The following is a 12,453-nucleotide window of genomic DNA, read 5'->3' as shown; positions in this document are numbered from 1 at the left end:
CTTATAAAAACAGCTTTTCAATTTTTGGAATGGAGCTTGGCAAACAACATACCACTACCCTATCCCCATGAACAATTTTAAAATCACCCAATGCGATAATTCCTTTTCCTTCCCTTATAACACCTCCTATAGTAGCTTCTCTTGGAAAATCGAGTTCTCTAATTATCTTTCCATTAACCTGTGAAGTAGGTTTTACTATAAATTCAAGAATCTCAGCATTAAGATTATTAAGACGTGTAAGAGCTACAACTTCCCCTTTTCGTATGTGCCTGAAAATATTATTAGCTGCTAACAACTTTTTATTTAAGAGGGTATCTATTCCAATAGAATGCGATAGCTGAAAGTAATCCATATTCTCAACCAAGGCTATGGTTTTTTTTACGTTTTTGGATTTGGCAACCAAACAAGACATGATATTGGTTTCTGAGTTACCGGTAACCGCTACAAAGGCATCCATAGCCTCTAGGTTTTCTTCTTCCAACAATTCTACATTCCTTCCATCACCATTAATGATTAGGGCGTTGGGAAGTTCATCGGCAAGATCAAAAGCTTTTTCCTTATCCTTTTCTATCAATTTTACGTTGAACTTATTTATACAAAGGTCTCTAGCTGTTTTATAACCAACCTTACTCCCTCCAAGAATCATTACATTCTTAATTTCTGTCTTTTCTTTCCCAGTTAATTTGTACAACTCATCCACCCCCTCTTTTGAGGTAATAAAATATACCTGATCTTCCGATTTAAACTCGGTATCCCCTCTAGGAATCAAAGTATACTGCGTACCTGTGCGCTGTATGGCAATAGGCATAAAATGAAGCTCTGGAAATATCTTTGCTGCATCTTTTACCATTTTCCCTACAAAGGGCGCTTGTTTTGGCAAAGAAACACCAACCATAATCAAGGCGCCGTCCTCAAATTCATAGGTGTTGTTAAAAGCTGATTGATTTAGCAACAACTGTATTTCTGTTGCAGCCAAGGCTTCTGGGGATATTAACTCATCTATACCGAGTTCTGAGAACTTGATAGCATCTTTATTGTGAATAAATTCCGCATTGGAAATTCTAGCTATGGTTCTCTTACACCCCAACTGCTTTGCCAAAAGACACAAGGTAAGATTAGTAGTTTCCGAAGCCGTTACACCAATAACAAGGTCGGAGCGATCTACTTGCGCATCCTTTAATACCGCTATGGAAGTGGCATCCCCTTTAAGAACGCGAATGTCTAAATGGCTGTCTGCATAGGCCAGACTGTCCTTGTTGGTGTCTATTAAAGTAATATCTTGAGATTCGTATGAGAGTAATTTTGCCAAATGAAAACCTACTTCACCTGCTCCCGCAATTATAATTTTCATTCGTTAAATACCTTGTTTTTTCATAAATCCGAGTAAACGTTGAAGTATAAATTACAGTAAAAAGAAATTTTCTAAAAAGTTATGCTTTAGCTATTATTTAACTTTTTTGATAAAATTTTTACAAATTCTGCTCTGCAAAATTACATAAATTTATACTCATCCTATTTAATTCATCAAGGAAATACGAACACGGTATCGGTTTATTGGATAAACTAAACGATCTACCTCCTAGATTGCGTCTTTATAGTATCTTTGCAAAAAAATGTTGTTATGAGCAAAAAAGTAACCCCATACAAGGATTCTCCACTTGGAAAAAAGGAACAGGTTACAAAAATGTTTGATACAATCTCTGCGAATTATGACGGCCTCAATAGGGTTATCTCCTTTGGGATCGACATAAAATGGAGAAAACGTGTGGTTGCTATACTAAAGGCCAAGCAACCTCAAAACATATTGGATATTGCCACTGGAACAGGAGATTTGGCCATTAACCTAGTGGAGACCGGCGCAAAAAAAATAGTAGGCCTGGACATTTCTAAGGGAATGCTAGAGGTGGGCAAAAAAAAGATCAATGAGAAGAAGTTGACGAATACCATAGAAATGGTGGTAGGAGACAGTGAAGATCTGCCTTTTCAGGAAAACACCTTCGATGCGGTTACTGTAGCTTTTGGCGTAAGAAATTTTGACAATCTAGAAAAAGGCTTGGCAGAAATATATAGGGTTTTACAATCTGGAGGCACCTTTGTCGTCTTGGAAACCTCAGTCCCTACCAAAACCCCTTTTAAACAAGGTTATTATTTTTACACAAAAAATATCCTTCCAAAAATAGGACGATTGTTCTCTAAGGACGACTCTGCCTATGCTTATTTATCCGAATCGGCTGCTGTTTTTCCACATGGCCAGGAGTTCAACAATATTTTAGAAAAAATTGGGTTTATAGGAGTAGCGAATAAACCCCAAACCTTTGGGGTCGCATCCATCTATATTGCTACAAAATAGGCGTATGAAAATTAAATTTTTTCTTTTTCTAGGAGTTATTCTATGCGGCTTCGCCTCTAGGGCTCAGTTCAATGAAAAACCTGTACTGAATTTGGAAAACGAAGATAAACACCCATTAAACTGGGGGTACTACCTTGGCTTTAATCAATATGATTTTAAGTTCGATTACAAAAATGACCTTGGCGATGTCTTAGTCCAAAAATCCATAGGCTTTAATGTAGGACTTATTGGAGAATTCCGTATCAATGAATTTTTAGACCTTAGATTCGAACCTGGACTCACCTATACCTCGCGCCTTTTAGGATTTCCGGGATTCACTAGTGAAAATGATGCCATCAGGGAGGTGAAATCTACTTACGTAAACTTTCCATTATTATTAAAGGTTAGTACTAAGCGCTTAGGGAACTGGAAACCTTTTTTAATTAGTGGTGTTTCCTCTTCCTTAAATTTAGGCAGTAATGAGGCGAGCTTGGATGATAATAGCGGTGGTACTTTTAGAATGAAAAAAAACACCTATGCCTATGAAATGGGTTTTGGAATCGAATTTTATACCGAGTATTTTAAATTCACCCCATCTATCAGGGGTGTGTTTGGTCTCACAGATGAACTCATTAGGGATAACGACCCTAACAGCCCTTGGACAGGTAATATTGAATCGATGAAAACTAGAGGCCTTTTTGTGAATTTTACTTTTGAATAGAGCTTACATTATCTTCTTCTTATTTCGTTTAAAAGTATGGCCGTGGCCGTGGCAACATTCAAACTTTCGGTATTACTTTTCCCGAATTGAGGAATGGCGATTTTTTTAGCGATCAAGGCTTCAACCTCTGCACTTACACCATTTGCTTCGTTACCCATAACTAAAACACCATTTTCTGGAAACTGTTCCTCATAAACAGTTGTTCCATTCATAAACGCCCCATAAATAGGCAAGGTGGTGTTTTTCAGAAAATGGATCACATCGGTATAAAAGATATTCATTCGGCCAAGAGACCCCATTGTTGCTTGCAAGGTTTTTGGATTGAAACAATCCACTGTATTCAAGGAGCACACCAATTGATCAATACCAAACCAATCGCACAATCTAATTATGGTCCCTAAATTACCAGGATCCCGCACATCATCCAGAACCACTACCCAGTCAGTAATAAGTATATCCCTTTCTTTGGGATAGTGAAATACACCAATAATTTTATTAGGTGACTTTAGGCCGCTCATTTTTTGTAGATCAACTTCGGATATCAGATGCACCAACTCCGATTTCTTCACCAATCCAAGATCGGTAGTATAAATCCCATATACCCCAAAATCTGATTCCAATAGCTCCCTCACTAACTTTACACCCTCTGCAACAAACAACTGATGTTCATTTCGGTACTTTTTTTGTTGTAGGTTTTTTATAAATTTTATTTGGCTTTTAACAACCATACAAATAATGTATTTTTGATCTCTATGAAGACCCTTTTTAGTTTAAAAAATCACAGCGCAAAAATAGGTTTATTATTGCTAGGTATCGCAATTACCTCCTGTAATGCACTTAAAAGGGTGGCCGAAGATGAGCTTTTATTGACGAGAAACACCATTCATGCCGATGGAGAAAAAGTCTCTAGTGAAGATGCTCAAAGCCTTATCGTACAAAAACCGAATAGCACCCTTTTAAAATATCCTTTGCGATTACATCTCTATAATCTAGCAAAAAAAAATCCCGATTCTTCCTATCAGGTTTGGTTACATAAAAATGATAAAAGGGAAGAACATCTTAACAACCTTTTGTCCAAAAAACAAGTGACCAAACTTGGGGAATCGTTTTTGGTAAAAGGGTACAGTGAATGGTTAAAACAAATAGGGGAAGCCCCGGTGATCATAGACACCTCTAGAACCCGAAAATCCTTGGAGCGACTAAAGGCCTATTATGGGGGCAAAGGATATTTTAACGCCAATGCAACCTATGTTCTGGACAGTAGCAAAAGAAAACAGCGCGCGGCTATAGATTACCAATTAACTTTGGGAGACCCATTTATGATTGACACCTTTTCAAAAAATATATCTTCTACAGCAATAGATTCCATCTACCAATTAAATGGCAAGGGTTCATTAGTAAAAAGTGGGAGGCAGTTCAATATTTCAGATTTTAACAATGAGCGGGAACGTCTCACCAATATCTTCAGAAATACTGGGATATACGGTTTTCAGGAAAGCTCCATTTCTTATGAGATACTAAGGGACACCACCAAGGCCAGCGGTGACCAAAAATTAAATGTAGCAATGAGTATCGAAGATCTCAGAAAACGAGACGAAAACACGGTGACCACTTCCAAATATTATGTGCATAGGTTCAAGAAGGTCAACATTTATGCTGATTACCTATTTAATACGGATGAAGATTCTCTACAGTCTATAGATTACAACAATTACACTATTTATTACAAAGGGAAGTTGCGGTACAAACCTAAGGCGCTCACAGATGCCATATTCATCAAAAAAGACAGTATTTATAGAGAATTGGACAGGATACGTACCTATAGGCAAATTGCAAACCTGAATACTTTTAAATACCCCAATATTGATTTTATTGTGGACAGTACTCAGAGTAAGATAGATGCCAACATCTATCTCTCGGCAAGGCCCAAATACTCCCTACAATTGGATACGGATGTTACTCATTCCAATATTCAATATGCTGGCTTGGCATTTAGTTCCTCCCTAGTGACGAGAAACGTATTCGGAGGTGCAGAAACCTTGAGCTTCTCAGCTAGGGGATCAGTAGGTCTTTTAAGCGACGCCTCCCTATCTGATGAGAAGTACGTTACAGAAATTGGCGGTGATATCAATCTTAATTTTCCAAGGCTTTGGTTGCCCTTTGTAAGCACCAAAAAGATCATCCCTTATTATATGTTGCCCCAGACCAAAATAACCATTGGAACCAGTTTTCAAAAGAATATTGGGTTGGACAAACAAACCCTGAACACTATTTACGGGTATAACTGGTCCCCTTCTGAAACTAAAAATCACAACATTGAACTGCTCAACATACAATATGTTAGAAATTTGAACCCAGATAGGTACTACAATGTCTACAACAACAGTTATGAACTCTTGGATAACATTGCAGATAACTATGAATCGGATCCTAGTTTGGCCACTTTTTTTGAGGACCCAAATAATGACGATAACTTAGAATTGGCCATCCCAGACGGAACAACAGGTTTTACCGAGGCTATATTGGAAAACGGACTGGCCCCCCAATCTTCCACGGACTTCAGTGATGTACGAAGCTTAGAAGAGCGCAGGGTAAGGCTTACAGAAAACAACCTCATTTTTGCCGGCAACTATACGTTCACCAAAAACAACAAACAGGGCATTAGCGATACCGAATTTTATCAATTCAGGATGAAATTTGAGAGTGCGGGTGCTTTACTGTCTGCCCTGGAAAATGTAATACCCTTCAATCAAAATGACAATGGACAAAATTTGGTTTTTGGGGTACCCTACTCCGAATATATAAAAACAGAATTCGATTACATCAAACATTGGGATATTTCCCGATCCAATGTAATTGCTTTTAGGAGCTTTTTTGGGTTGGCTGTGCCTTATGGTAATTCTAGTAACATCCCTTTTGTTCGTAGTTATTTTGCTGGGGGATCTAACGATAATAGGGCATGGAACGCATATTCCCTTGGACCTGGTACCACAGAAAATTTAAATGACTTTAACGAGGCTAACTTAAAATTAGCTTTTAACTTGGAATATCGCTTTCCCATTGCAGGGGATGTAAAAGGTGCTCTTTTTGCCGATGCGGGTAATATATGGAACGTTTTTGATGACGTAGGAAATCCGGAGGCTACATTTAACAATTTAGGATCTTTCGCTGATATTGCCCTTGGAACTGGTTTTGGACTTCGTTACGATTTCACATACTTTGTTTTTCGCTTAGACACTGGTTTTAAAACGTATAATCCAGCGGAAGAAGGTTCCAAAAGATGGTTCAGAGACTATAACTTTGGCAACGCCGTGTTCAACATAGGTATAAATTATCCTTTTTAGACCTAATAATTTTCTTACTTTTGTAGATTCGATTCATAGAAACAAATACATAAAAAATTATGGCTCATAATATTAAACCAGGAGTTGCTACGGGTGATGAAGTCCAAGCAATCTTTAAATACGCAAAAGAAAAAGGGTTTGCATTACCCGCAGTAAACGTAATTGGTTCTGACACTGTTAATGGTGTATTAGAAACTGCTGCCAGTTTAAATGCCCCTGTTATTATACAATTTTCTAACGGAGGTGCTCAGTTCAACGCTGGTAAAAGTTTGTCAAATGACGGACAAAAAGCGGCCATATTAGGTGCTATAGCTGGAGCAAAGCACGTTCATGAATTGGCTGAAGCCTATGGAGCTACCGTAATCTTACATACAGATCATTGCGCCAAGAAATTATTGCCTTGGATAGACGGGCTTTTGGATGCCAGTGAAAAATATTTCGTTGAAACCGGAAAACCATTGTACAGCTCTCATATGATTGATCTTTCCGAAGAACCAATCGAAGAAAATATTGAAATCTGCAAAAAATATCTTACGAGAATGAGTAAGATAGGAATGACCTTGGAGATTGAATTGGGAATCACAGGTGGTGAGGAAGATGGTGTTGACAATTCGGATGTAGATGATTCTAAATTGTACACTCAACCAGAAGAGGTTGCCTATGCTTATGAAGAGCTTTCTAAAATAAGCCCAAGATTTACCATTGCAGCTGCTTTTGGTAACGTTCATGGTGTTTACAAACCAGGAAACGTAAAACTGACCCCAAAAATTTTGAAGAACTCACAGGAGTATATCTCTAAAAAATACAATGTAGGGCACAATCATATTGATTTTGTTTTCCATGGCGGTTCTGGATCTACCGTAGAAGAAATCCGTGAAGGTATTAGTTACGGGGTTATCAAAATGAACATTGATACAGATTTGCAATATGCGTTTCTAACAGGGATCAGAGATTACATACAAGATAAAAAAGACTACCTACAATCTCAAATTGGAAATCCAAACGGATCAGACGAGCCTAACAAAAAGTATTACGACCCTAGAGTTTGGTTACGCGAAGGCGAAAAAACATTTGTAGAAAGATTGAAGAAAGCTTTCGAAGATTTAAATAACGTTAACACATTATAAGACCCAGTAACCGTCTTATTTAAATATTCAGCCTATGTCGTCTTGGTTTAAAAGAAAAGAAAAAGGAATACAGACCGCCACCGATCAGAAAAAGGATACCCCAAAAGGGTTATGGTACAAATCTCCCACGGGTAAAATTGTAGAGGCAGATGAATTGGCCAAAAACTTTTATGTGAGCCCCGAAGATGATTACCACGTAAGAATTGGCAGCAAGGAATATTTTCAAATCTTATTTGATGACAACAAGTTCAAAGAATTAGATGCAAAATTAACATCCAAGGATCCCTTAAATTTTGAGGATACTAAAAAATATTCTGAAAGATTGAAAGCCGCACAGGCCAAAACAGGACTAAACGATGCTGTTAGGACTGGTGTTGGTAAATCTTTAGGGAAGGAAGTTGTGATCTGCTGTATGGACTTTGCCTTTATTGGTGGATCCATGGGGAGTGTGGTAGGAGAAAAAATAGCAAGGGGAATTGATTACTCCATCAAAAATAAATTACCTTTTGTTATGATTTCCAAGTCTGGTGGTGCTCGTATGATGGAAGCCGCCCTGTCTTTAATGCAACTAGCCAAGACATCGGCTAAACTAGCACAATTGGCAGAAGCCGGACTACCTTACATTTCCTTATGCACAGATCCCACAACGGGAGGGACCACTGCATCCTATGCCATGCTGGGAGATATCAATATTTCGGAGCCTGGTGCATTAATTGGTTTTGCAGGCCCCAGAGTAGTTAAAGAAGCCACCGGAAAAGAATTACCGGCAGATTTCCAAACTGCAGAATTTCTCAAAGAACACGGATTTTTAGACTTCATTGTTCACCGTAGAGATCTAAAAAGAAAGATCAATAATTATATAGATTTGATTCAAAACAATCCAATCAGAAAACAAGCATAATAAAAAAGCCCTGATGTTTCCATCAGGGCTTTTTTATTCTATTTAATTCCTATTAACCTTCTTAAGAAAATTTCCCTCATATCGCCATTAGAATAGGTAAGCAGCCCTTTGGAGTCACAACTACCATCGCCAAAATCTAGACTCGCGGTAGCATCATTTTTGGAAATCGCCAATACACCACTTAAAATAAACCTACAGGACGCTTCCCTGCGCAAAATGGTGACAATTTCTTTGGCACAGACGTTCCTGATTTTTCCAGTATAGGTACCCTGGCCCGAAATTAAAAACACATTATCTCTCAAAAACCTGAACCATAGCCTTCTAACCACTCCCTAGTCCTATTGGTCGTAAAGCTGGCGGTACCGCCATCGGGCCATAACCCACTATAACTAGCAACGGCTTCGGATTGCGGATTTCCATTATCATTAGAACGCATTCTTACTAGCCTAGAACTTCCTTCCACAGCCACGCCATTAAAGGTAAAGTCCTCCAGGGAACGATTTATGGTTTTGGTGGCCATTTCCATATCCTTGGCGTAGCTTAAAAAGATGATACCTTGTAGAAGATTGCCATTTGGAAGTTCACAACCCTCACCAAAATCAATAGTGGTTTACTTAGTGGTACTGGTGACCACAGTAGTTACGGTAACACAATCGGGCAAGTAATTGGAAGTAAAATCAACTTTAGAGATTGCATTAGTTTCCTCTGTAGCGTAAACGTCTTCCCTAATATTGGCTATTTCTTCAGAAATTAATTCCGCTTCATCGCTGCTGGTAAGCTCCGCCACATCAAAAGTTGCTTCGTCAACAATAATAGGAGATTCATCCTTGGCACAGGAAGCCAATACCAATAATGCCATAAGCACTACGCCTGTTACATTTGAGATTTTGAGACTATTTTTCTTCTGTTTAAATTTAATTGTTTCACATTTGTCATCTATAATTGGCGATTCATTAGCTAGCTTAATGGTACGATCGTTTATCACTCTTTTTATAATAACAATTCTTTAACGTTCTATATTATGACCTAGGTTACTTCAAAAAGTTTAATCTGTGCCTTAAAAAATATTTTGGATGTAGACAGATTCTAAAAAAAATCCTATCTTTGCGCCCTGATTGAAAATCAATCACATACATAAAAATCATTAAACAATATTGGAATGTATTTATCTAAAGAAGTAAAGGCCGAGATCTTTAAAAAACACGGCGAAACTGAAACGAACACAGGTTCTGCAGAAGGACAAATCGCTTTGTTTACTTACAGAATCAACCACTTAACGGAACACTTAAAAAGAAACCGCAAGGATTTCAACACTGAGCGTTCCTTAGTAATGTTGGTAGGTAAAAGAAGAAGTCTATTGGATTATTTGATCAAAAAGGATATTGTAAGATATCGTCTTATCATCAAAGAATTGAACATCAGAAAATAATTTTAAAGGGGGAAGCTAAGCTTCCCCCTTTTTTATAGGTTTACTTCACTATCGAAGAAAACCGATTACAAAATCCTCAAAATCAATTTTTTGAGGCAAAACAAAAAGCTTGCACATAGTTTTTCATTGGTCCAACACACAACGACAACACAACAACACAGTCCGTCTAGGTAAGACGAAAAGACCATTGTTTAACTAATCTGTAATTCGCAGGTTCTAATTAAAATTTATGATTCCAAAAGTTTTTAAAGAGGTCATAGACCTTGGTGACGGTAGGGAAATTTCTATCGAAACTGGAAAATTGGCAAAACAGGCCCATGGTTCTGTGGTTGTCCAATCAGGAAAATGTATGTTATTATGTACAGTTGTTTCCAACTACAAACAAAGCGATCTTGACTTTCTACCTTTAACCGTAGATTATCGCGAAAAATTCGCAGCTTCTGGGCGTTATCCAGGAGGTTTCTTCAAAAGAGAAGCAAGACCAAGTGATGGAGAGGTATTGACCATGAGATTGGTTGACCGTGTTCTTCGTCCCTTGTTCCCAAAAGATTACCACGCTGAGACCCAGGTGATGATTCAATTAATGTCTCATGACGATGACGTTATGCCAGAAGCTATGGCCGGTTTGGCAGCTTCAGCGGCAATACAACTTTCAGATTTTCCTTTTGAATGTGCCATCTCTGAAGCAAGAGTAGGTCGTATCAACGGAGAATTCGTCATCAACCCAACAAGAGCACAGTTAAAAGAATCTGACATCGATATGATGATTGGTGCTTCTGCAGACTCGGTAATGATGGTAGAAGGTGAGATGAAGGAAATTAGCGAAGAAGATATGGTGGAAGCCATTAAGTTTGCCCATGATCACATTAAATTACAATGTGCTGCCCAACTTAGACTTGCCGAAGCTTTTGGCAGGAAAGAAGTACGTGAGTACGTTACCGAAAGGGAAGACGAGGAATTGGCTAAGAAGATTCATGATTTGGCCTACGATAAGGTTTATGCAGTAGCTAAAGCCGGATCTGCCAAACATGAGCGTAGTGCTTCTTTTCAAGAGATCAAAGAAGAAATAAAAGCCACTTTTTCCGAAGAGGAACTTCAGGATTTCGGCGGTTTAGTTTCTAAATATTATTCAAAAGCAGAGAAAGCTGCCATTCGTGACCTTACCTTAAATGAAGGTTTGCGTTTAGATGGTCGTAAAACAGATGAGATTAGACCTATCTGGTGTGAGGTTGATTATTTGCCCTCTACGCACGGTTCTGCAATTTTCACCAGAGGTGAGACCCAGGCATTGGCCACGGTAACCTTAGGTACTTCAAGAGAAGCCAATAAGATAGATATGCCATCTTACGAAGGTGAGGAGACTTTCTACTTACATTATAATTTCCCTCCATTCTGTACCGGTGAGGCTAAACCACTTCGTGGTACATCAAGAAGAGAAGTTGGACATGGTAACTTGGCTCAACGTGCCTTAAAAGGAATGATCCCTGCAGATTGTCCTTATACCGTACGTGTTGTTTCCGAGGTATTGGAATCTAACGGTTCTTCTTCCATGGCAACGGTTTGTGCTGGTACAATGGCATTAATGGATGCTGGGGTACAACTAACAAAACCAGTATCTGGTATTGCAATGGGATTGATTTCTGGTGGTGAAACAGGTAAATATGCTGTACTTTCCGATATTTTGGGTGATGAAGATCACTTAGGGGATATGGACTTTAAAGTAACCGGAACTGCAGACGGAATTACCGCTTGCCAGATGGATATTAAAGTAAAAGGATTATCCTATGAAATTCTTGTAAATGCATTAAAGCAGGCACAAGCCGGTCGTATTCATATCCTTGGTAAGCTTACCGAAACTATTGCCGCACCAAATGCAGATGTGAAACCACATTCTCCAAAAATGATCACGCGTACCATTCCAAACGAATTCATTGGTGCCTTGATCGGACCTGGTGGAAAAGTGATCCAAGAACTTCAAAAAGTAACTGGCTGTACCATTGTCATCAATGAAGATCCTGTTACCGAAGAAGGAATTGTAGAAATTTTAGGAACAAATCAGGAAGGAATTGATGCTGTATTGGCAAAAATTGATTCGTTGATGTTCAAACCAACTGTAGATAGCGTTTACGAAGTAAAAGTTATAAAGATGCTTGACTTTGGTGCTGTTGTAGAATATTTGGATGCCCCAGGGAACGAAGTATTGTTACACGTATCCGAATTGGCTTGGGAACGCACAGAAAATGTATCCGATGTGGTAAACATGGGTGACGTATTTGATGTTAAATATTTTGGATTGGACCCTAGGACCAGAAAAGATAAGGTTTCCCGTAAGGCATTATTGCCAAAACCTGAAGGGTATAAAGAAAGACCACCACGCGAAGATCGCGGGAACGATAGAAGAGGAAGTGACCGAAGAGGCAGCGATAGAGATCGCAAACCAAGAAGGGACTAATACTCCATCTATTTATATATTAAAAAAGCCCCAACGAGATTCGTTGGGGCTTTTTACTGTTATAAAGAGGTATTTTGACCGAAATATGAAATTAATATCAATTAATTGTAACATTTCCTTTTTTTCAACGTATAACCTTTTGCAATCTTT

12 protein-coding genes are annotated in these 12,453 nt (G+C 38.5%); 7 read left to right on the top strand and 5 right to left on the bottom strand.

Annotated features, from left to right (window positions below):
* Position 1: 1 nt before the first annotated feature.
* A complete protein-coding gene (gene trkA, locus ABXZ36_RS13185; RefSeq protein WP_354616145.1) occupies positions 2 to 1,351 on the bottom strand; it encodes a Trk system potassium transporter TrkA in 1,350 nt (449 codons plus the stop codon).
* Positions 1,352 to 1,621: 270 nt separating this feature from the next.
* Here trkA and ubiE point away from each other — a divergent pair, with 270 nt between their 5' ends.
* Both ubiE and porT read left to right on the top strand, forming a co-directional pair.
* Positions 1,622 to 2,350: a bifunctional demethylmenaquinone methyltransferase/2-methoxy-6-polyprenyl-1,4-benzoquinol methylase UbiE gene (ubiE, locus tag ABXZ36_RS13180; RefSeq protein ID WP_354616144.1), complete on the top strand. Its 729-nt coding sequence runs from the start codon at positions 1,622 to 1,624 to the stop codon at positions 2,348 to 2,350.
* Positions 2,351 to 2,354: 4 nt separating this feature from the next.
* Positions 2,355 to 3,050, top strand: a complete 696-nt coding sequence (porT, locus tag ABXZ36_RS13175) for a type IX secretion/gliding motility protein PorT/SprT (protein WP_354616143.1) — start codon at positions 2,355 to 2,357, stop codon at positions 3,048 to 3,050.
* 8 nt (positions 3,051 to 3,058) lie between these two features.
* On the opposite strand, the gene ABXZ36_RS13170 is transcribed toward porT, so the two are convergent.
* Positions 3,059 to 3,778 (bottom strand): TrmH family RNA methyltransferase, encoded by a 720-nt coding sequence (locus ABXZ36_RS13170; protein ID WP_354616142.1) that lies wholly within the window; start codon positions 3,776 to 3,778, stop codon positions 3,059 to 3,061.
* A gap of 24 nt (positions 3,779 to 3,802) precedes the next feature.
* Between ABXZ36_RS13170 and tamL the strand changes: the two genes are divergently transcribed.
* From tamL to accD, 3 genes are read left to right on the top strand one after another with little or no spacing between them, the layout of a single operon-like run.
* Positions 3,803 to 6,394 (top strand): translocation and assembly module lipoprotein TamL, encoded by a 2,592-nt coding sequence (gene tamL, locus ABXZ36_RS13165; protein ID WP_354616141.1) that lies wholly within the window; start codon positions 3,803 to 3,805, stop codon positions 6,392 to 6,394.
* Positions 6,395 to 6,453: 59 nt separating this feature from the next.
* Entirely contained in the window at positions 6,454 to 7,521 is a 1,068-nt protein-coding gene (fbaA, locus tag ABXZ36_RS13160) for a class II fructose-bisphosphate aldolase (protein ID WP_354616140.1), read from the top strand.
* A 34-nt stretch (positions 7,522 to 7,555) separates the two neighbouring features.
* Entirely contained in the window at positions 7,556 to 8,422 is an 867-nt protein-coding gene (accD, locus tag ABXZ36_RS13155; RefSeq protein WP_354616139.1) for an acetyl-CoA carboxylase, carboxyltransferase subunit beta, read from the top strand.
* A 38-nt stretch (positions 8,423 to 8,460) separates the two neighbouring features.
* Here accD and ABXZ36_RS13150 read toward each other — a convergent pair whose 3' ends face one another.
* From ABXZ36_RS13150 to ABXZ36_RS13140, 3 genes are all read right to left on the bottom strand, one after another.
* Positions 8,461 to 8,751, bottom strand: coding sequence for a hypothetical protein (locus tag ABXZ36_RS13150; protein ID WP_354616138.1), 291 nt, complete (start codon positions 8,749 to 8,751; stop codon positions 8,461 to 8,463).
* On the bottom strand, positions 8,721 to 8,942 hold the full coding sequence (locus ABXZ36_RS13145; protein WP_354616137.1) for a hypothetical protein: 222 nt from the start codon (positions 8,940 to 8,942) through the stop codon (positions 8,721 to 8,723). Before ABXZ36_RS13145 ends, ABXZ36_RS13150 begins: the two co-directional genes overlap by 31 nt.
* Before the next feature lie 90 nt (positions 8,943 to 9,032).
* Positions 9,033 to 9,407: a hypothetical protein gene (locus ABXZ36_RS13140; protein ID WP_354616136.1), complete on the bottom strand. Its 375-nt coding sequence runs from the start codon at positions 9,405 to 9,407 to the stop codon at positions 9,033 to 9,035.
* A gap of 174 nt (positions 9,408 to 9,581) precedes the next feature.
* On the opposite strand from ABXZ36_RS13140, the gene rpsO reads away from it, so the two are divergent.
* Both rpsO and ABXZ36_RS13130 read left to right on the top strand, forming a co-directional pair.
* Positions 9,582 to 9,851, top strand: coding sequence for a 30S ribosomal protein S15 (gene rpsO / locus ABXZ36_RS13135; RefSeq protein WP_354616135.1), 270 nt, complete (start codon positions 9,582 to 9,584; stop codon positions 9,849 to 9,851).
* Between the two features lie 229 nt (positions 9,852 to 10,080).
* Positions 10,081 to 12,303, top strand: a complete 2,223-nt coding sequence (locus ABXZ36_RS13130) for a polyribonucleotide nucleotidyltransferase (RefSeq protein WP_354616134.1) — start codon at positions 10,081 to 10,083, stop codon at positions 12,301 to 12,303.
* The last annotated feature ends 150 nt before the right edge of the window (positions 12,304 to 12,453 follow it).

Origin of the sequence: Sediminicola arcticus, from assembly GCF_040566695.1 — a bacterium.
Taxonomy (GTDB): domain Bacteria; phylum Bacteroidota; class Bacteroidia; order Flavobacteriales; family Flavobacteriaceae; genus Sediminicola; species Sediminicola arcticus.
This window is presented reverse-complemented; position numbering and strand designations above follow the sequence as displayed.